This window comes from Colwellia sp. BRX10-3, assembly GCF_014077505.1.
In the GTDB taxonomy this organism is placed as follows: Bacteria; Pseudomonadota; Gammaproteobacteria; order Enterobacterales; family Alteromonadaceae; genus Cognaticolwellia.
Map to the genome: position 1 here is coordinate 1 of NZ_JACGWA010000002.1, position 19,471 is coordinate 19,471.

18 protein-coding genes and 1 other RNA gene are annotated in these 19,471 nt (G+C 38.4%); 11 read left to right on the forward strand and 8 right to left on the reverse strand.

The window, feature by feature from the left end:
- Positions 1 to 348 precede the first annotated feature (348 nt).
- On the forward strand, positions 349 to 759 hold the full coding sequence (locus tag H4J38_RS05105; protein WP_182130183.1) for a hypothetical protein: 411 nt from the start codon (positions 349 to 351) through the stop codon (positions 757 to 759).
- 122 nt (positions 760 to 881) lie between these two features.
- Here H4J38_RS05105 and dolP read toward each other — a convergent pair whose 3' ends face one another.
- From dolP to H4J38_RS05125, 4 genes are read right to left on the reverse strand one after another with little or no spacing between them, the layout of a single operon-like run.
- On the reverse strand, positions 882 to 1,469 hold the full coding sequence (dolP, locus tag H4J38_RS05110; RefSeq protein ID WP_182130185.1) for a division/outer membrane stress-associated lipid-binding lipoprotein: 588 nt from the start codon (positions 1,467 to 1,469) through the stop codon (positions 882 to 884).
- 1 nt (position 1,470) lies between these two features.
- Entirely contained in the window at positions 1,471 to 2,061 is a 591-nt protein-coding gene (locus H4J38_RS05115; RefSeq protein ID WP_182130187.1) for a phosphoheptose isomerase, read from the reverse strand.
- 42 nt (positions 2,062 to 2,103) lie between these two features.
- Positions 2,104 to 2,478, reverse strand: a complete 375-nt coding sequence (locus H4J38_RS05120) for a YraN family protein (RefSeq protein ID WP_182130189.1) — start codon at positions 2,476 to 2,478, stop codon at positions 2,104 to 2,106.
- On the reverse strand, positions 2,465 to 4,327 hold the full coding sequence (locus tag H4J38_RS05125) for a penicillin-binding protein activator (protein WP_182130191.1): 1,863 nt from the start codon (positions 4,325 to 4,327) through the stop codon (positions 2,465 to 2,467). The genes H4J38_RS05120 and H4J38_RS05125 overlap by 14 nt, the downstream gene beginning before the upstream one ends.
- A gap of 77 nt (positions 4,328 to 4,404) precedes the next feature.
- On the opposite strand from H4J38_RS05125, the gene rsmI reads away from it, so the two are divergent.
- From rsmI to H4J38_RS05140, 3 genes are all read left to right on the forward strand, one after another.
- Positions 4,405 to 5,259 (forward strand): 16S rRNA (cytidine(1402)-2'-O)-methyltransferase, encoded by an 855-nt coding sequence (rsmI, locus tag H4J38_RS05130; RefSeq protein WP_182130193.1) that lies wholly within the window; start codon positions 4,405 to 4,407, stop codon positions 5,257 to 5,259.
- Between the two features lie 61 nt (positions 5,260 to 5,320).
- An RNA gene (gene rnpB, locus H4J38_RS05135) (RNase P RNA component class A) lies at positions 5,321 to 5,754 on the forward strand.
- 177 nt (positions 5,755 to 5,931) lie between these two features.
- The gene (locus H4J38_RS05140; protein WP_182130195.1) at positions 5,932 to 7,080 is read left to right on the forward strand and encodes an ATP-grasp domain-containing protein; all 1,149 of its coding nucleotides are present in this window, start codon (positions 5,932 to 5,934) and stop codon (positions 7,078 to 7,080) included.
- Positions 7,081 to 7,211: 131 nt separating this feature from the next.
- Here H4J38_RS05140 and H4J38_RS05145 read toward each other — a convergent pair whose 3' ends face one another.
- Complete coding sequence (locus H4J38_RS05145) at positions 7,212 to 7,529, reverse strand: hypothetical protein (RefSeq protein WP_182130198.1); 318 nt, start codon at positions 7,527 to 7,529, stop codon at positions 7,212 to 7,214.
- Positions 7,530 to 7,763: 234 nt separating this feature from the next.
- Between H4J38_RS05145 and H4J38_RS05150 the strand changes: the two genes are divergently transcribed.
- The 3 genes from H4J38_RS05150 to folA all read left to right on the forward strand — a co-directional run bounded on the left by H4J38_RS05150 (position 7,764) and on the right by folA (position 10,555).
- A complete protein-coding gene (locus tag H4J38_RS05150; protein WP_182130199.1) occupies positions 7,764 to 8,696 on the forward strand; it encodes a sensor domain-containing diguanylate cyclase in 933 nt (310 codons plus the stop codon).
- 362 nt (positions 8,697 to 9,058) lie between these two features.
- A complete protein-coding gene (locus H4J38_RS05155; protein WP_182130201.1) occupies positions 9,059 to 9,688 on the forward strand; it encodes a DUF5610 domain-containing protein in 630 nt (209 codons plus the stop codon).
- 378 nt (positions 9,689 to 10,066) lie between these two features.
- On the forward strand, positions 10,067 to 10,555 hold the full coding sequence (gene folA, locus H4J38_RS05160; RefSeq protein ID WP_182130203.1) for a type 3 dihydrofolate reductase: 489 nt from the start codon (positions 10,067 to 10,069) through the stop codon (positions 10,553 to 10,555).
- Positions 10,556 to 10,822: 267 nt separating this feature from the next.
- Here the strand turns inward: folA and H4J38_RS05165 are convergent, their stop codons facing one another.
- Both H4J38_RS05165 and H4J38_RS05170 read right to left on the reverse strand, forming a co-directional pair.
- Positions 10,823 to 11,923 (reverse strand): phosphotransferase enzyme family protein, encoded by a 1,101-nt coding sequence (locus H4J38_RS05165; RefSeq protein WP_182130205.1) that lies wholly within the window; start codon positions 11,921 to 11,923, stop codon positions 10,823 to 10,825.
- A gap of 192 nt (positions 11,924 to 12,115) precedes the next feature.
- Positions 12,116 to 12,946 carry a LysR family transcriptional regulator gene (locus H4J38_RS05170; RefSeq protein ID WP_182130207.1) on the reverse strand — a complete coding sequence of 277 codons (831 nt, stop codon included), beginning with the start codon at positions 12,944 to 12,946 and terminating at the stop codon, positions 12,116 to 12,118.
- 127 nt (positions 12,947 to 13,073) lie between these two features.
- Between H4J38_RS05170 and H4J38_RS05175 the strand changes: the two genes are divergently transcribed.
- From H4J38_RS05175 to argR, 4 genes are all read left to right on the forward strand, one after another.
- A complete protein-coding gene (locus H4J38_RS05175) occupies positions 13,074 to 14,267 on the forward strand; it encodes an acyl-CoA dehydrogenase (protein ID WP_182130209.1) in 1,194 nt (397 codons plus the stop codon).
- Positions 14,268 to 14,382: 115 nt separating this feature from the next.
- Positions 14,383 to 16,587, forward strand: a complete 2,205-nt coding sequence (locus tag H4J38_RS05180) for an alpha-ketoacid dehydrogenase subunit alpha/beta (protein ID WP_182130211.1) — start codon at positions 14,383 to 14,385, stop codon at positions 16,585 to 16,587.
- Positions 16,584 to 17,675, forward strand: coding sequence for an ACP S-malonyltransferase (locus tag H4J38_RS05185; protein WP_182130213.1), 1,092 nt, complete (start codon positions 16,584 to 16,586; stop codon positions 17,673 to 17,675). Before H4J38_RS05180 ends, H4J38_RS05185 begins: the two co-directional genes overlap by 4 nt.
- 98 nt (positions 17,676 to 17,773) lie before the next feature.
- Positions 17,774 to 18,250: a transcriptional regulator ArgR gene (argR, locus tag H4J38_RS05190; protein ID WP_182130215.1), complete on the forward strand. Its 477-nt coding sequence runs from the start codon at positions 17,774 to 17,776 to the stop codon at positions 18,248 to 18,250.
- Positions 18,251 to 18,326: 76 nt separating this feature from the next.
- Here argR and H4J38_RS05195 read toward each other — a convergent pair whose 3' ends face one another.
- The gene (locus H4J38_RS05195; protein ID WP_182130217.1) at positions 18,327 to 19,421 is read right to left on the reverse strand and encodes an aldose epimerase family protein; all 1,095 of its coding nucleotides are present in this window, start codon (positions 19,419 to 19,421) and stop codon (positions 18,327 to 18,329) included.
- Between the last annotated feature and the right edge of the window lie 50 nt (positions 19,422 to 19,471).

Here is a 19,471-nt window from a genome sequence, read left to right on the forward strand (position 1 = left end):
CAAGTGTCGAATTAGTTCGCTTTGACAATAAAAGTGGCCGAGCGGTTACACAAGCTTGCAACAATTCTCAATTACTACCTGCAGTTACCACAGGTTTAATTTATGAAACAGCATGTGAAGAAGCGCCGACAAAAAATAAGAAGAAATCTTGGCTAGAAAAATTATTTGGCAATTAGTTTTATAGTGAATTCAACGGTTAAGCATTTAGCTTTTGAATTTCGCTATTTTGTTAGTTGAATAACCCCATTTACACACTATGGTTAATAGGTAGTGAATAAAAGGGGGGCAAACTAAATAGTTACAGTAAAAAATTGCCTATATAAGAAGTACCTATATTAGAGGAGCAGAATGAAACATAGATTAAGCTTTGGTTACTTTACATTACTAGCTGAAAATATTGTTGAAGTTACTATCGATGAAGGTATTGAATTATCACTTGAAATGGTTGAAGAGTGTGATGTGTTTTTTAAAGCGCATATTTTTGGTGGTTTTGGCATGCTTATCAACAGAATCAATGAATATACTTATAGTTATGAAGCACAATTATCCATAGGCTCTTATGAGGGGTTAAAAGCTATTGCTTTTGTTTATTACTCAGATAAAAGCAAAGTCATTGTAGACGAATTAAATTTAATACGCGCATATGACAAGTGGAATAGTTGTACTTTTTCAGGCTTAGAACTTGAGTGGCAACAGGCATTTCAATGGCTAAAGCATGAGTTATTGATAGGTAGTGAACAAACAGCAAGTATTGGGTAACTTTATTAAAAGGTAAATGATTTACGTAGGTTGTAAATCATCAAAAATTCAAAATAAAAAGCAAACCTATTGGTTTGCTTTTTTATGTTCAGGCGAGAATGAAAACCTTAGAGCTTAATCAATTAGTCAACTTGGTTTTCTTCAACATATTCGAATATTTTAAACACTCGGTTAACGCCGCTAACATTGCGAGCAATATCTACCGCTATAGTCGCTTGTGTTTTTGTGACTAAGCCCATTAGAAATACTTCGCCATTTTCTGTTACCACTTTAATATTTGTAGCATCTAACTTGTCAGTGCCAAATAAAGAGGTTTTTACTTTTGACGTTAACCAAACGTCATTCGTTTTTGTGGTAAAAGATATCGTGTTACTTATGCGAATTTGATTATGTAGTTGTTTAACACCATTAACCTCATTTATCGCTTTTATAGCTTGATCACGCAAATAGCTATTAGGCGCTTGCCCAATGACTAATACACTGCCGTTAACACTAATGACTTGCAGGTTGGTATTGTCACTTAAAGCGTCGATTTTATTGATCTTTGCATGCGCATCAATTTCAATTTTTTGGTCGTCTATTTGATTGCCCAAAGAGCGATTGTCGGTTGCAACGCTTGCACCACCAACAACGCCAACAACAGCGGCAGCAACACACCCTTGTAGCAATACAGCAAGTGTAATTATGCTGACAATTGATTTTATCGACATACTAAGCCTCAGTTTGCGGAAATAATGTAGTATCTATAATGTCACATAAGCAATGAATAACCACTAGGTGCACTTCTTGAATTCGCGCAGTTCGACTTGAAGGTACACGAATTTCAACATCGTTTTCACCCAGCAGGCCTGCAATATCACCGCCGTCACCACCGGTTAAGGCAATAATTGGCATGTCGCGAGATACCGCAGTTTCAATGGCTTTAATAACGTTGCGAGAGTTACCACTGGTAGAGATGGCGAGTAATACATCTCCATTGTTACCCAACGCTCGTACTTGCTTTGAAAAAATTTCATCAAAATGATAGTCATTACCAATAGAGGTAATGGTTGACGTGTCGGTCGTTAAGGCAATTGCTGGCAACGGCGGACGCTCTGTTTCGTAACGATTTAATAGCTCGGCGGAAAAATGCTGTGCATCACCGGCTGAGCCACCATTACCACAGGCTAATATTTTATTGCCGGCTAATAAACTTTGTACCATAGTCATTCCGGCTTGTTCAATTGGCCCAGCCAATAATTCGCTGGCGGCAATTTTTGTTTGTATGCTTTCAGTAAAATTACTTTTTATCCGTTCTAACATGGTGGACTTAGCTCCGTTGTTTCAGTTCATAAAAGGCATTGATTAAAAGGCATTTTTAAGCCAAGTAATTTCTGGGTTATTAATATCGCCTTGCATCGCGATAACATCGAATCGGCAAGGGGTATTATATTCATTTAATCCGGCTTGTTGCAGATAAAATGCTGCACATTGTCTAATTTTTTGCTGTTTTTTAGCTGAAACAGCAGCAATGGCGCCACCAAAGTGATTATTTTTGCGATATTTCACTTCTACAAACACCCAAGTGTCATTTTCAGTCATGATTAAATCAATTTCACCACGGCGATTTTGAAAGTTACATGTCTTTAATAGTAAGCCATTTTGGCCTAAATAGTTGGCGGCTAATTGCTCACTATTTTTACCTGTGGTTACTGTGTTTGTTTTGTTAGTCCATAGCAATTTCTTGTACCTTGCTGCGGCTGTATTTACCCCAAATTAAGCTTCGGGTTAAAATGTTATCTTTGCCCAATTGCAATATACCCGTTTGACCATAATGCCTGACATAAGTTTTATTTTTCATGGCAGAAATTTTATCGACTAAAGACAAACTATCAAAACCCATGGCAAAGATGGTCTGTAAACTATCGCTGCGATTAGGCCAAAGTTTTTTGGCTTGTGCTGCTAAGGCTTTATTTTGTTGCTTACTGCGCAATTGCCAAGGCATTTCAGTAAATGTTAAACCGGATAAGTCACGATTATCACTTTTATCTATTTTAGAACTGTGGCTGCGCGAGCTCGCAAATACTGGAATTATATCGGCAAATGGGCTGATGTTAACGTCAATGTAAGGTTTTAAAAGTTTAGTTTCTAGCGGTAAACCTACTACGTAAATCATATCAATATCGCGGCGGTTACGTAATTCACTTTTAATTGAATATTTAATGTGGCGATTTAACTCTTTTGTGCGTTGCTGGCTGAGATCAACACCAAGACTAGCTTTAAGTTGATTTTGCATTTTCGCATCACTATTGAAAAATACCGTTTCAGGTGCCTTACCTGTTATATGTTGCCATTGTTGGCTAAATGTTTTCGCGATGCGACGACTGGCACTGTCTTGATGGCTTAATATTATTGGATATTGATACTGTTGACGGCTCAATGTTGTTGCCGCTTGAATCGCTTCATCTTCTGGTCGCATTGAAAGGGCAACTTGATGTGGCAATAATGCAATGCTTGCTGGTAAATTAAGTAAAAGCGTAGGAAGCGTTATCTCTGTTTGGGCTAAATAACTGTTAACATTTTGTTTAAGTAACGGGCCAATAACATAGTCAATTTTTAGCTCTATCAGTTTGGCATTTAACGTGGTCATGTCTAGGGTTGTTGAATCAATAAAATGTAAGGTTTTAGCGCTATTAATATCATAAGCGGCGAGTATGCCTTGCTGTGCTACTTTACCGGCACGTTCTTGTTTACCGGAAAGTGGAATAATAATAGCAATGTTTTGATATTCACTGGTTAATACTGGTTCTTGTAGGATTAAATTCCCAACAATATATTGCGCAGGATGAGTACTGAACTCTCGTTGCCATTGGCTTAAGTAGCGTTGAAGTCTAGCGTCGTCATCACCAAATTTATTAGCAAAAGTGATCAGTTTACTCCAACCTTTAATATTTGGTGGAGACATTTTAACTAACTGTTGATGCTGCCAAGGCGATAATTGACAAAACTGCTGCCAAATTAGTTCAATATCGCTGTCAGTTGATTGTGAATTTACAGCAAAGGCTCTTAAGTTTGCATCGAGCGCCACAATTGGCAGGTTTCGTTGTGTTTGCACGTTGGCCAGTGTTTGAAAATAATCAATCTGGTGAACAAGTTGTGCTTTTTCTCTAATGCTATTGGCATTTTCTAGCGCGATATAAGCCTTTGGGATTTTTGCTAAGGCTAAATAACTTTTAGCTTCAATAATGGCGAGGCGATATTGTTGCGCTGGAGATGGTGCTAATACTTCAAGTTGTTTAGCTAACCAAAGTGCTTTATGTGGTTTAGCTTGTGCTAAATATAACTCACTTGCGTTTAATAACGAAGCCACGGCTTCATCTTGCTGGTTTGAAGAAACTTGTGATGAAGCTTGAGCAATTAATTGCTCAGCGGTTAAGTTTGTTTCAAACTCTTGCATAACGTCAGCTTGTTTTGAAGTTGACGGTGCTGGTTTACTTTGTTTAGTTGTTGAGCAGCTGGCCAAAATAACCACAGCTACAAACGCACAAAGGCTACTTTTATAAGACGAAAACCATTTAGTAAGTGTCAAAGTTAATAAATCCATACTTTTTAATAGTGCTTTATAATAAACTTCATCCTCTTCAGTCTCAACACAAGTATTTTATTATGTCGGATTCTCAAATTCTGCCCAGCACCTTATATATTGTTGCCACACCCATAGGTAACTTAGGTGATCTTAGTCAACGGGCGCGAGATATACTCGAACAGGTTGATGTTATTGCCTGTGAAGATACCCGGCATACCCAACGTTTGTTATCAGCCTATACGATTAAAAATAAAACCATGTCGATGCATGATCATAACGAGCGTCAGCGCCAAGAACAAATTGCGGTTCTTCTAAAAGAAGGAAAGAGCGTTGCTTTAGTGTCAGACGCGGGTACACCTTTGATTAGCGATCCGGGTTTTCATTTGGTACGTCACTGTCGTCAACAAGGGCTTAATGTTTCACCCATTCCGGGGGCTTGCGCGGCAATAGCGGCGCTTTCTGTTGCCGGATTACCAACTGACAGATTCACCTTTGAAGGTTTTTTACCGTCAAAAACAGGTGCGCGACAATCAACATTAAACGAATTAGCCAATGAATCACGCACTATGGTGTTTTATGATGCACCACGCCGCGCCATTGATACCGTTGAAGATATCGTTAAAACTCTTGGCGGCGAGCGTTATGTGGTTATGGCGCGAGAACTAACCAAAACCTTTGAAACTATCCATTCAGATACTGCCGAAAACTTATTAACTTTTTTACAAGCCGATCCAAATCAGCTTAAAGGTGAAATGGTACTGATCATAGAAGGTAAAAAGATCGATCCAAATGATATTCCAGCCCATGTAGTAGCAACATTGAAGTTATTGTTGTCAGAAATGAAGCCGAAAAAAGCTTGTGCAATTGCCGCAGAAATTCATGGTGTGAAGAAAAATGCACTTTATGAATATGCCTTAGCAATGAAAGACGCTTAATAGATAATTTAATAACAATAGATGGCTTTCCAAGCACAATAATATCAAGTAGAATGCGCCCCGAGTTGACGAGACAATCGCTGCTTTATCGTTGTGCCGCTTATTTTAATAAGAGGTAGACAGATAGAGGGGAGGAAAGTCCGGGCTCCAATGAGCAGGGTGCCAGGTAACGCCTGGGGGGCGCGAGCCCACGACAAGTGCAACAGAGAGAAGACCGCCGATGGTTGTTCTTAGGAACTTCACAGGTAAGGCTGAAAGGGTGCGGTAAGAGCGCACCGGATTGCTGGTAACAGTAATTGCAAGGTAAACTCCACCCGGAGCAAGACCAAATAGGGTTTCATGACTAAGTTAACGCAAGTTAGTTTAGTATAAGCGTGGCTCGCGTGGAAACCGGGTAGGTTGCTTGAGCCTTAGAGCGATTTAAGGCCTAGACGAATGATTGTCACTTTTCTTCGGAAGAGATACAAAACCCGGCTTATGCGTCAATCTCACCAATTTTACATAAAGCCTCGATAGCAATATCGAGGCTTTTTTGTGGGTGAACATCTGAGATATCCCTCATTCCATTCTTATTTTGAACTAAACGATGCAGATATTCTTGTATATTAATCTATGTAGGTTGACTAAACTCAGGAAATAGGAATTCGGCTTTGTGATTATCTAGGATATTTAATGGCTAATGTATTAATTGTTGGTAGAAGAGGCCGATGTTATCGCGCAGCATTAAGAATGAAGCATAAGGTGTTTTTATGGAGTGACGGTCTTCTACACGAAAGTCGAAAAAAAAATTTGGCGGGCTGGATTGAAACACCATTTAAAAGTTGTGAAAAACGACTTGCAACCACCGATATAGAGGCTATTCAAAAATTTAATATCGAGTTCGTTATTGCTGCGACTGAGTCAAGCGTGGATATTGCGGCTATGATCCGCGAGGAATTCAAACTTACCGGCACTCCGCTTAACATTACCAACATTTTGCATAATAAAAACGAAATGAAGCTGGAAGCCTTAAAGTACAATATACCTATTACAAAATTTCATCTCATCGTTGAAAAAGATACGCCAGAAGCATTGGTCGAAAAATTGGGACTGCCACTTGTTGTTAAACCTGTAGCTGAATCAGGAGCAAGGGGGGTTATGGTGTTGGAGAGTCTAGATGAGGTTAAGGCTCATGCAAAACCTGGTCTACTGGCAGAAGCCTTTGTCGAAGGGACTGAAGTCAGTGTAGAAACCTTAATTCATAACGGCACTCCTATCTTTCACAATATCACCGAGTACCTTCATCAATGGAAGAAATCAATAGTACCTGCATCATTTGAACAAGATTTAGAAAACGAGATCATAAAAATAAACGATCGCGTAATTACTGGATTTGGCGTTAAAAACGGCATGACTCATGCTGAATTTTACCTGACAAAGAATGGCCCAATATTCGGCGAAATGGCAGTGCGACCACCAGGTGGCTACTATATGGAGCTTATTGAGTATGCTTACGGCTTCAATCCATGGAAAATTTATGTTGAACTAGAGACAGGTGCGACACCCAAGCCATTACCTGTAAAAGCAAAAAAGTGTGCGTGTGTGTTTATGATTCATCCAGGGGCAGGTACTGTTGATGAAATTTCTGGCTTAGAAAAGCTTAAGGAACTTAAGGAAGTCGAACAATTCAAATTTAAAATCGAACCTGGGTCTGAAGTTGCAGAACGAGACAGTACCAGTAGTGAAGTTGGCCATGTACTTATGTCTGCAGATTCACGAAAGGTCTTACTTGAAAAATTGAAGGTTGTTGAAGATAACCTAGTTATTACGATGAAGCAGTAGACTTATATTTACTTCACTTTAAAATTAAATTCCAGTCTTTAACTAAGCAAGCTGACATGCCAATTCGGTTCAATTTTATATCGTTGTTCTGTATTGTTCTGTGATTAAATTGGTTCGAACTGAACTCTGTATTAATGGAGTGTGCGTTCCTGTTTATCCCAGATACTTCCTTGCCAATTAGATATTGTTCCACAAGCATGACAGGAATCGCAATGCCACTCAATTAGGCCAATTGCTGTAGACGTTGCTTGAATGCTTCCATCACAATACAGCTTTTCAGCACGGGTACTGCATTTTAAATCCACCTCAATAACTGGCTGTTCGATTTGTTCAGTAACCGATGACACAATTTTGCTCAGAAATTTGAAAACTGCTTTTGCTTGCTTTGTAAGCTCTAATACCTTGCCTTCTTCGTCCAGAAAATGTTTTAAATCTGCTTTTAACACCATGCATTTTTCATTCATAAATTACTAATACCGTTAACATATAGCACTTAAAGCTTTCGGTACATCATTTCTAATTTAATATTATCAAACAGACCTTACAGATTTAAAGTGTGGAGAATATGGAAGTCGACTGTAAATATGAGTTATAAGCTTAACATTAGATAAGATCGATTATATTTTACTCTATGCGTTTTTTAACTTAAAGTTAATTACAGTATTAAAGGAGTATACCTACACATGGCAAGCCTTATAGATAATCATGATAATGCACTAGAACTCATGCTACTGCGCTCAGAAAATAAATTCTCAACAATGTTTCAATTATCATCTGTTGGTATGGCCGTAGTTGATGCAGAAACAGGAAATTTTCTTGAGGTTAATAACGCTGTTTTAATCTCAACCGCTTATACAAGGGATGAATTTATTAATTTAAGTTATTGGGATATTACTCCTAAAGAATATGAAGAGCAGGAACGCCAACAAATTAAAGATCTTGAAGAAACAGGACGTTTTGGCCCAAATCAAAAAGAATATATCCGAAAAGATGGCACAAGATACCCTATCAATATTAGTGGTGTGGCATTAACAGATACAGACGGAAGAAAAATTGTATTAGGTATTATTGAAGATATTAGCGAAAGAAAAGCCTATGAGCATAAATTAGAATACTTTGCTCTATATGATCCTTTGACAAATATACCTAATCGCCGCTTATTATCGGAGAAACTGCATCAATCTTTGGCTCAATGTAAGCGAGATGAAAAATTACTCGCCTTACTTATGCTTGATTTAGATAAATTCAAACCTGTTAATGATACATATGGTCACAGAATTGGTGATAAATTATTAGTAAAGGTTGCACAACGCATCACAGATGTTGTTCACAGAGAGAGTGATACTGTAGCTCGTCTCGGGGGAGATGAATTTGTCATCATACTTCCTTTTATCAGCACAAAAAATGATGCTGTTAAAATGGCAGAGAACATTTGTACAGCACTTGTTAAACCTTTTTATATTGAAAAAAATAAGATCACAATTTCTTCAAGTATAGGTATAGCAATGTTTCCAGAGCATGGGAATGACGAGAAGACTTTAATGGTAAATTCAGATGTAGCTATGTATAAAGCAAAAAATAGCAATAAAGAAAGTTTTAAATTATTTGAAAATTAATAGATGTTTACTTGATATCTGCAGCTTATGGCACTCAAAAATAGCCACAACCTGAAGTATAAAAACTTGATTGAAAATTCCCTCTTATTATCACCCGTTTCTAACAACAATAATGTGCTTGCAGTTAATTAAGCACCACCATAAATAACAATAGTTCAATTGAGCCCTCAAGCATTAAGCAATCATAAATACCATTGGCAGTTATCTCGTTATAGTTACTAAGAGGGAAGCAAAGGGTAATATCAACTTTTGTTTCATTAATGTCACCTTGGGTTGCTGAAAATATATACAGCTTGAAACTTAAGTTATACTCAACCGTGCCGATAATCTTATATATGCTTTGATCAACAGAGGTAAATTTTATGAGCTCACCAATTAAACCTAATGATACCTACAGCCAAGATGTTCGAGTATTAGCAAAAGCGCCGGACAAAAATGATATCAAGCCAATGGGGCAGCAAGTATCGGAGCTTGCACATGATAAAAAAATTGGCAAAGAGCAAGAGTCTATTTCTCTCAGCAGTAAAAAGCAGCTTAATGCGGCAATTATAGAATCAACGCTTAAGTACAATACGACAATCGGCGATCAGCCACTGTCATTGGTATTAAAAACCGCCTTACAGGGAATAAATGAAGCTCTAAAAGAAATAGGTGTTGAGAAAAGTGTTGAAGACGCTTACGAGTCAGGTATTGATTTTAGTCCTGAAGCGACCGCAGAGCGTATCGTCTCTTTTAGCACTCAGTTCTTGAGTTCATATCGCGAACAAAACCCACAAATGAGTGAAGAAGAATCGTTAACCGCTTTTGTTGACATTATTAGTGGCGGCATCGATCAAGGTTTTAGTGAAGCCAAAGATATTCTCGGCGGTTTAAAAGTATTAGAGGGTGATGTTGCGGGTAATATTGATAAAACCTATGAGTTAGTGCAATCAGGATTACAAGCTTTTGTCGACGCTTTAGGCGCTAAGAAAGAAGATCAAGTTGAATTGTAACTACCATGAAGATAACAGTAATAAAGAGCATGGCAGCATAGTAATGGTGTTAAGTTTTTCTCATTTGATGGTAAGTTAGGCTTTACACCATGCTGATTTGTTAGCTGCTAGATATATTGAATCCGGTCAAGACTCTACCTAACTGCCTTTCATTACTCCTCATGTATTATGGATATAAAAAATTAGCAGCAGTTGATAAACAAGCCGCCTATGTTACTGAGTAATAATACTACTTAGGAAAAGTTGAATATCACATATGATATTTTACATAAACTTATATAAAGGTGTATTTGCACTAATACAATTGCATCTTTTATGTTGTCAGTAATAACGTATAATATTTTAAAATATAGCCGCACTAAGAATTAAACAAACCTCATGACCATACTTTCAATGATAGTGGCGCACGCCAATGATCGTGTAATCGGAAAAAACAATGATATGCCGTGGCACTTGCCGGCTGATTTGGCTTACTTTAAAAAAACTACTTTAGGTAAACCCATTATTATGGGGCGAAAAACTTTTCAATCTATTGGTCGGCCTTTACCTGGGCGGAAAAATATAGTTATTTCGCGAGACGATACCTATCAAGTCGAGGGCGTTGAAGTGGTTAATTCTGTTGCTGCAGCTTTAGCTTTGGTTATTGAAAGTGAAGAAGTTATGGTTATCGGTGGTGGTGCTATTTACCAACATTGCTTAGCGGCGGCACAACGACTTTATATTACCCATATCGACGCTGATATCGATGGAGATACTTATTTCCCTGAATATGATTTAGCTGTTTGGAAAAAGGTCGCGAGTGATATTCGTCCAAGCGATGAGAAAAACCAGTATCAGTTAGATTTTTCAGTCTATGAAAAAGTTTAAAGATGTTATAGCCATGATGCGAACGGATTAATCACTAGAGAACAAGTACCTTCCTTAATGATGGATCGTTTTTGACAAAAAAATTGTGTTTACAATAAATGTCGGTCACTTAACTTGAACGGCATTTATTAATGGGATATCTATTTTTATAACCCGTTAAGTATAATGGATAACTTCTCTATTTAGTGTCAGCATCAGTGATTTTGTACCCAGTAGAGCTTTTTGTTCTTAACTGAAGGACATTACCAATATGGTGGCTATTTTATCTTATGAAACAGGGGATACTGGAGTTGATAATACTATTTCAGTTAATAAAGCTTCTTGCTGACAAAATAGCTTATACAGGTGTAATTGATTTTTTGCTCGGACTAAATTGTGCGTGGCGTAAGTGGTTTTAAAATAAATATCGCCATTTAAAAAGTCAGTTAAAAACCGAATGCTGAGCATAAATGGCATTAACTTAATGCCAAATAATAAACTTTTTTGTTCAATAGTACTTAACGAGCCATTAAAGCCTGCAACGTAGGCATTTGTTAATGCCATTATCATCTCAAAATCAATGGTCATATTATCGAGATCATCGCTATCTTCAGCAATTGACGCACAACAAGTGCGTACCATATCGCCGAAATCATGCATTAAATAACCTGCCATACAAGTATCTAGATCAATCACTGCGATTGGCTTGTTAGTCTCTTTACTAAAAAGTAGATTGTTAATTTTTGTGTCGTTATGGGTGACACGCAAAGGCAGTTTTTTAGTTATTTCAGCGATACTCTTGATAAAAATGTCCTGAGATTGAATAAATTCAACGCTTGTCTGGGCGGATATTAATAACTTATCTGAAGACTGTTCAATTGCCTGTTCAAATTGTTTAATACGCATGGATAAATCATGAAACTGAGCAATTATTTCAGCTAAGTTTTCGCTGTTAAAATCACTGAGTGCATTAGTGAATTGAGCAAAGGCATTGGCGACAGCACTAGCTTGCTCTACGTTAGTTATTGATTCTACAGTATAACAGTGAGGAATATAGTCGAGGCTTCGCCAATATTGTTCTTGTACTTTGACATAGTTATTATCGTCGTTGCTGCGAAGTTGGTAAACAGGCGTTAAAGCGTAGTTTTTATTTTCGGATTTTAGTTTTAAGTGCGAGCTGATCAGGTCGGCATTATTAGTTACCTGTAGAGGAGCATTAAAAACCTGTTGATTTAAACGCTGTAATACAAAGGTTTTATCAGCAGTTTTCACTAAGTAAGTGTTATTTATCAGGCCATTGCCAAGCAAAGATATGTGGCAACTTTCAATAGCATAACCAAATTGTGGTAAGACTAATGCTAATATTTTATTTGGTATAGACTGAGTCATGTATTGGTGATTGATTTGTTAAAATATGAAGCCATTTAGGCGCCTAATATTCTTAGTATGTTAAGGCATAGCTGATTAGATGGGAAGTTTTCATTACTTTGTTAGAAATTTGCCAAAACGTTAGATTTTATGGGTGCGCCGCTCAGTGAGCTGTCTAGAAAATAGACGAGTTTGCTCCATTATCAGCAATGTCTAATGTGCATGTTTATGGGCTAAACGCTTTAAGTTATTGATGGCTTTTGACGATGTTGTGTATGCCAATACAATTTCTCGTGTGAGTTGTAAGCCGACTATTGGCCTAAATACCACGTCACTGCGTTTAATAATTTCACTGTGTGCGGGTAAAAATGCGCAGCCTAAACCAGCATGTACCAAGCCAAGTGCATAATCTATGGTGGTGATTTTTGCTCGCACGTCGAGACTAATACCGGCGATCGCTAAAGTGTCTTGTAGGTGATCCCAAGCACTGCAAGGCATTCGCTGAATAAAAGGTAAACCGTCTAACTGCTGAATTGTGACGGTATCTTCGAGGGCAAATATATGATCATAAGGTACGGCAAGTAAATAATCTTCATTCCACATGTCAATATACTGCTCATTTTCCTGTAATTCATCTTTTAGAATAATACGCGCATCAACATTTTCAGTATGTGGTACTAAAGTCAGTTCGACAGAAGGGTTTGCCGAGGTGAATTCTTTTAATAATAAGCTCATGCGTTCAACACCTAAGCCGCGGGTAACACCTAAGTTAAAGGGTTGCTTATGGGTTTTTTCTGAAAAAACGTTTTTTATTGCGCCTGCTTGCCCTAACAGCTGTTTGGCCAATGGAAATAGTTTTTTACCTTGCTCTGAAGGCGTTACACCACGTGCATGGCGAATAAAAAGTTGTACTTTCAGTTGTTGCTCAAGTTGTGCTATTGCTGCAGATATTGAAGGCTGGGCGATAAAACACGCTTTTGCAGCAGCACTAAAACTTTTTAACTCATAGACTGAAATAAAATAATTCAGTGATTTTAAATCCATAATAAACTTAGTTAACTTAGGTATAGCTTTAAACTATATCAGTTAAAGGAAAATAATGTTTTAACTTTGGCTAGTATTTGCTTATTATTTTTGCACTTAATTATTTCTCAGCTTAACAGGTAATTTCATGTCTAATTCAAGCAGTGCAAACCGTCCCTCGTTTAAATGGCAAGATCCACTTTTATTGGAATCTTTATTGTCTGAAGAGGAGCGAATGATCCGTGACAGTGCGCATCAATATTGCCAAGAAAAACTAATGCCAAGAATATTAATGGCTAACCGAAATGAAGTGTTTGATGTTGAAATTATGCGCGAACTAGGTGCACTGGGCTTATTAGGCGCTACATTACCTGAAAAATATGGCTGTGCAGGCGTGAATTATGTTACTTACGGCTTAGTTGCTCGAGAAGTTGAGCGTGTAGATAGTGGTTATCGCAGTGCGATGAGCGTGCAATCATCTTTAGTTATGCATCCAATCTATGCTTACGGCAGTGAAGAGCAACGGATGAAATATTTACCTAAACTAGCGTCTGGTGAATACATTGGTTGTTTCGGCTTAACTGAGCCAAATTCAGGTTCAGATCCTGGTAGTTTAACTACACATGCTACTGCGGTTGATGGCGGTTATCGCATTACGGGTAATAAAATGTGGATCACGAACTCTCCTGTGGCAGATATTTTTGTGATTTGGGCCAAACTTGATGGCGTGATTCGTGGTTTTGTTTTAGAAAAAGGCATGGAAGGTTTAAGTGCACCAAAAATTGAAGGTAAATTTTCATTACGAGCATCCATTACTGGTGAAATCGTTATGGATAACGTTTTTGTACCTAGTGATAATATCCTCCCAAATGTTAAAGGTTTATCCGGCCCATTTGGTTGTTTGAACAAAGCTCGCTATGGCATTGCTTGGGGCGCTTTAGGTGCGGCAGAATTTTGTTGGCATGGTGCTCGTCAGTACACACTAGACCGTGAACAATTTGGTCGTCCTTTGGCGGCAACACAGTTAATTCAGAAAAAATTAGCCGATATGCAAACCGATATCACCACGGGTTTATTAGCTTGCTTACAAGTAGGTCGTTTAATGGATTCGGATCAATTAGCACCAGAAGCTATATCGCTGATCAAACGTAATTCATGTGGTAAAGCATTAGAAATTGCTCGCATGGCTCGTGATATGCATGGTGGTAACGGTATTGCTGATGAGTTTCATATTATTCGTCATATGATGAACCTTGAAGCGGTTAACACTTATGAGGGTACACATGATGTGCATGCCCTGATACTAGGTAGAGCACAAACTGGTTTACAAGCATTTTACTAAAACACTGGATAAGGCGTATTTGATACGCCTTTTATTTAAGCTTTTTTTAATGCTTCATGAAGCCATACAGCATTAGTTTTAAACCACAATAATAAAAATTCCCCGTGGAGATATCATGTCTGATCGTAATCAGGTGGTGAAAGAAAACTTTATTAACTTTGTTCGCGCCCAAACCTTGCCTGAATCAACTTGTACTTTAACTCCTAGTGATGTTGGATTAAGTTCAGCTGAAGTTATTGATCTATTTGAAACCCAAGTAATGAGTCGCCACCTTGATTTGCAATCACGTGTGATGCAGAAAAAAGGTCAAAGTTTTTATACTATTGGTAGCTCAGGTCATGAGGGTAATGCTGCTTATGCCAAGGCATTTCGTCCGACAGATATGGCATTTTTGCATTATCGCAGCGGCGCTTTTGTTATTCAGCGCAGTAAGCAAGTACCAGGACAAACGATTTTATATGACATGCTATTGTCATTTGCGGCATCAAAAGATGACCCTATCTCTGGTGGTCGTCATAAAGTGCTTGGTAGTAAATCGCTCTCTATTCCGCCACAAACCAGCACCATAGCGTCGCATTTGCCTAAAGCGATGGGCGCTGCATACAGCATTCCGTTAGCAAAACGTTTAGCGCATAAAGGTGAAATCCCAGACGATGGCGTCATTATTTGTAATTTTGGTGATGCTTCATCGAATCATTCAACTACTCAAGGGGCAATTAACAGCACAGCTTGGGCGGCTTATCAGTCTATTCCTATGCCAATTGTTTTTGTCTGTGAAGATAATGGTATTGGTATTTCAACTGCCACACCGGAAGGCTGGATCGCCGCTAATTATGAAAATAGAGCCGGTTTAACTTATCTCTATTGTGATGGTTTGAATATTTTAGATACCTATAAAACCGCAAAAGAAGCTGAACGAATTGCTCGAGAATTGCGTAAACCCGTGTTTTTACATATCCGCACTGTACGTATTTTGGGGCATGCAGGCTCTGATGCTGAGTTTGTTTACCGTGATATGGCTGACATTACCGCAACAGAGTTTCAAGACCCTTTATTACACACCGCGCGCATTATCTTAGAAAATAATATTTTAACGGCTGAAGAGCTGATCGGCATTTATCAAAACGTTGAAAAGCGCATTGAGGTTATTGCTGAAAATGCCGCTAGCAAAGAAAAACTGACCAGTGCTGATGCCGTAATGGCAAGCATTATACCTAGCGTGACTAAAGCACGTAATTCAGTGTTAGTTAGCGATAAAACTCGCGCAGAAATTTTTAAACATGAGAAACATAACCTGCCTAAAAAACAGCATTTAGCAAAATTGATTAACTGGGCATTGATGGACTTGATGGCTGAATATCCCAGTATTGTTATGTGCGGTGAAGATATTGGCAAAAAAGGCGGCGTTTATAACGTTACGGCAAAGTTATGTGAACGGTTTGGCAAAAGCCGAGTGATCAATACCTTGCTAGATGAGCAAACGATTTTAGGTACCGCCATTGGTTTGGCGCACAATGGTTTTTTACCTATACCTGAAATTCAATTTTTAGCTTATGTGCACAACGCTGAAGATCAAATTCGTGGCGAAGCGGCGACATTACCGTTTTTTTCAAATGGCCAATTTACTAATCCCATGGTGATCCGCATTGCGGGTTTAGCCTACCAAAAAGGTTTTGGTGGGCATTTTCATAATGATAACTCTTTTGCCGTTTTTCGCGATATTCCAGGATTAATCATCGCTTGTCCGTCAAATGGTGCCGATGCAGTTGAAATGATGCGCGCCAGTGTGCGTTTAGCGCAAGAGCAACAACGTATGGTGATATTTTTAGAGCCAATAGCGTTGTACATGGCGAAAGACTTACATCAAGAAGGTGATGGTTTATGGACCTTTGAGTATCAGCCTCCTGAATTGGCAGACAGCAGTATCGATTTAGGCGTTAAAGTTGCTGGCTCAGGCAAACAACTGTGTATTTTAACGTATGGCAATGGCAATTACTTGTCTCGCCAAGCACAAGCAAAATTAGCAGAGCAGGGAATTGATGCACGTGTCGTTGATTTACGTTGGTTAGCACCATTAGATGAACAAGGTATTTTGGCGCAAGTGAATGATTGTGAGCATGTGCTTATTGTTGATGAATGTCGTCAAACCGGTTCAATTAGTGAAGCTCTAGTGACTTTAATTCATGAGCAAACAAGTGAATGCCCTAAAATAAAACGCGTTACCGCCAGTGATAGCTTTATTCCTCTTGGCGCTGCAGCCTATGAGGTATTACCATCGGTTGAGAACATTGTCGATGCTGCGAAGGAGATTTGCCAATGAGTTCGTCAATAAAAAATACCGATAAAGCACCAGTAAAGGCCATGAATAAGAAAAAGCAAAGAGCGGTAGTCATTTGCCCTGGACGAGGTACATACAATAAAGAAGAGCTAGGATATTTACAGCGTTTGCATAGCGATAAAACCGAAATAGTTTCTCTGATTGATGATTTTCGCGACAGCCAAGGGCAAATGAAAGTTTCTGAACTTGATGGTATGGAAAATTACAGCATGCGTACCCACACTGCCGGTGAAAATGCTTCGGCACTTATTTATGCTTGTGCGTTATCAGATTATCAAGCTATTAATAAAGACGAGTTTGACATTGTCGCGGTTACTGGCAACTCTATGGGTTGGTATATAGCATTAGCGGTTGCTGGCGCATTAAAACCCAAACAGGCTATTAAGCTAATTAATACCATGGGCTCGATGATGACAAAAGGTGTGATTGGCGGACAAATGATTTATCCAATCATTAACGATGAGTGGAATATTGACCGAGAGCAAGAACACAAGGTTATGCGATGGTTAGCACAAGCAAATCAACAAAGTGATTGTGAAGTTTATGTCTCGATTAATTTAGGTGGCTATATAGTATTTGGTGGTAACAAGGCCGGTTTGAAAGCGTTAGAAGCGTTACTGCCTGTGGTGCAAGATCGTTATCCAATGAATTTATTTAACCATGCGGCTTTTCATACACCGCTGCTAAGTGATGTTTCAAAGCGGGCGGTGGAACTGATGTCAGCACAACTGTTTAATGCGCCTGAAATACCGTTAATCGATGGTTTAGGGCAAGTGTGGCAACCTTATAGCTGCGATGTTGAGCAATTACATAACTACACGCTTAATACACAAGTGGTAGAACCTTACAACTTTTCAAAAGCGATCGAGGTCGCCATTAAAGAATTCGCGCCCGATAAGCTTATTATTTTGGGCCCAGGTGCTACCTTAGGTGGTGCAGTTGCGCAGAGTTTGATCAGTCATCATTGGCTTAATTTACAAAGCAAAGCTAATTTTATAGCGCAGCAAAAGCAAAACCCTTTTATACTCGCCATGGGATTAGCAGAGCAACGTAAAAAGGTCGTATTATAAGTTTAAAATAACAACTAAACATTCTTGTATAAAATTAAATGGCTGAAAAAATATTTATTTTATACAATAGGCCTAGAAATTTCCGTATTGAGTTAACTATGACCACAAGCCGTAAAAAAAATGAAGCAGAATTAATACTCGCATTTAAAGCATTACTAAAAGAACAGTGCTATGGCTCACAAAGTCAACTTGCCGATGCCTTAGCTGAGCAAGGCTTTAAGAATATGTCGCAGGCTAAAATTTCACGCTTGTTGTCTAAACTTGGCGCGGTAAAAATGCGTAATGCGAGTGATCAAGTCGTTTACATTCTGCCTGACGAGTTAGCGGTACCAAAATCAAAACAAGCTATTCAATCTGTGGTTATTAGTGTCAAACACAATAATATGCAGATTATTCTGAAAACAGGTATCGGTGGCGCGCCATTAATTTCAAGAATGCTAGATAGCTTAGGTGAATCAACCGGTATTTTAGGTACGTTGGCAGGTGACGATACAATCTTTATTGCGCCAACAAATATTAACCGTATTGATGAAATAACTAAAGATATTAGTTTGTTGTTAGGCGTTTCAACATAGTAGTAATATAATAGCGCTTGAAAAACACTTCGCAAGGGTAAACAATTTATGTTTATCCTTTTTTATTTGAGCATTGCTAAGCCGATACTGTCTCAAAAACGAAGCGCGTTTGACTATAAAAAGGCTGGTCTGGCCGAAGTATAGTGTTGTTTATATTGGCACCCGTAACACGATTAACTAACCTTTGTGGTTCAAAACAAAACGCCGAATGTTTTTGATAAATACAATTTTCTTTGCCAGTTTGGCTGCCATCAATATAATTAGCGGTATATAAAATTAAACAAGGTTGATCGCTATATAAAGTTAACTTCCGTCCTGAGCTCGGTTCAAATGCGCTTGCCGCAAATTCCTCACCACTTATTACATTGTCATTGGTTAACCAATAATTGTCGTATCCTTTGGCTATAACCACTTGTTCGTCGTCTGAGTTGATATTTTTAGCTAAAGTCGTCAATTGATTGAAATCGTGCGCGCTATTTAGTACCGCTTTAACTTCACCTGTCGGGTAAATATCTTTATTCATCGGTAAAAAGTGGCAAGCATTGATTTGCACTTGGTGCTGGTAAATATTGCCGGATTGATGTCCTGAGAGGTTAAAATAGCTATGTTGAGTTAAATTAATTACCGTAGTTTTATCGGTATTGGCAAAATATTCAACGGTCAGCTCGTTGCTATTGTTCAGGCTATATTTTACTTTAAAATCAACAGTACCTGGAAAACCGTTATCACCATCAGGACTAGTATGTTGCAGTATTAAACTAACGTTTTTAGCAGAGCTTTCTGTCGTTGCCTGCCAAAGCTGTTTATTTAGTGCCTTGAAGCCACCATGGAGTTGGCTGTCATTATTATTTATGTGTAGCTGATAAGAATTACCGTCAATAAACAGTAGCCCTTGATCTATGCGTCCAGCGTAGCGGCCAATAATAGCGCCTAAATAGTAAGGGTCATTTTCATAAGACTCAATATTGTCGTAGCCTAGAACGATATCGTCAGGCACTGCATTGTTATCTAACGTTTCCAGTGAAACAATTATGCCGCCATAGTTAGTTATTTTAATTTTCATGCCGTGAGCATTTGATAAGGTGAAAAGTTGTGCACTTTCGCCGCTACTCAAGGTGCCAAAATATTGTTGGGATATATTAAGGCTGTTAATGATGGGCTTACTTGACATGCTGTAGTTCACTGATTGAAAATATTAAAGTAACTATACCAAATGCTTTT

What these genes read in the sequence shown, in the direction of transcription:
- H4J38_RS05185 (WP_182130213.1), top strand. Translation starts at nt 16,584, where the DNA reads ATGAGTTCGTCAATAAAAAATACCGATAAAGCACCAGTAAAGGCCATG.
- folA (WP_182130203.1), top strand. Translation starts at nt 10,067, where the DNA reads ATGACCATACTTTCAATGATAGTGGCGCACGCCAATGATCGTGTAATC.
- H4J38_RS05150 (WP_182130199.1), top strand. Translation starts at nt 7,764, where the DNA reads ATGGCAAGCCTTATAGATAATCATGATAATGCACTAGAACTCATGCTA.
- H4J38_RS05170 (WP_182130207.1), bottom strand. Translation starts at nt 12,946, where the DNA reads ATGGATTTAAAATCACTGAATTATTTTATTTCAGTCTATGAGTTAAAA.
- H4J38_RS05175 (WP_182130209.1), top strand. Translation starts at nt 13,074, where the DNA reads ATGTCTAATTCAAGCAGTGCAAACCGTCCCTCGTTTAAATGGCAAGAT.
- dolP (WP_182130185.1), bottom strand. Translation starts at nt 1,469, where the DNA reads ATGTCGATAAAATCAATTGTCAGCATAATTACACTTGCTGTATTGCTA.
- H4J38_RS05145 (WP_182130198.1), bottom strand. Translation starts at nt 7,529, where the DNA reads ATGGTGTTAAAAGCAGATTTAAAACATTTTCTGGACGAAGAAGGCAAG.
- H4J38_RS05115 (WP_182130187.1), bottom strand. Translation starts at nt 2,061, where the DNA reads ATGTTAGAACGGATAAAAAGTAATTTTACTGAAAGCATACAAACAAAA.
- H4J38_RS05195 (WP_182130217.1), bottom strand. Translation starts at nt 19,421, where the DNA reads ATGTCAAGTAAGCCCATCATTAACAGCCTTAATATATCCCAACAATAT.
- H4J38_RS05165 (WP_182130205.1), bottom strand. Translation starts at nt 11,923, where the DNA reads ATGACTCAGTCTATACCAAATAAAATATTAGCATTAGTCTTACCACAA.
- H4J38_RS05180 (WP_182130211.1), top strand. Translation starts at nt 14,383, where the DNA reads ATGTCTGATCGTAATCAGGTGGTGAAAGAAAACTTTATTAACTTTGTT.
- H4J38_RS05155 (WP_182130201.1), top strand. Translation starts at nt 9,059, where the DNA reads ATGAGCTCACCAATTAAACCTAATGATACCTACAGCCAAGATGTTCGA.
- H4J38_RS05105 (WP_182130183.1), top strand. Translation starts at nt 349, where the DNA reads ATGAAACATAGATTAAGCTTTGGTTACTTTACATTACTAGCTGAAAAT.
- H4J38_RS05140 (WP_182130195.1), top strand. Translation starts at nt 5,932, where the DNA reads ATGGCTAATGTATTAATTGTTGGTAGAAGAGGCCGATGTTATCGCGCA.
- rsmI (WP_182130193.1), top strand. Translation starts at nt 4,405, where the DNA reads ATGTCGGATTCTCAAATTCTGCCCAGCACCTTATATATTGTTGCCACA.
- argR (WP_182130215.1), top strand. Translation starts at nt 17,774, where the DNA reads ATGACCACAAGCCGTAAAAAAAATGAAGCAGAATTAATACTCGCATTT.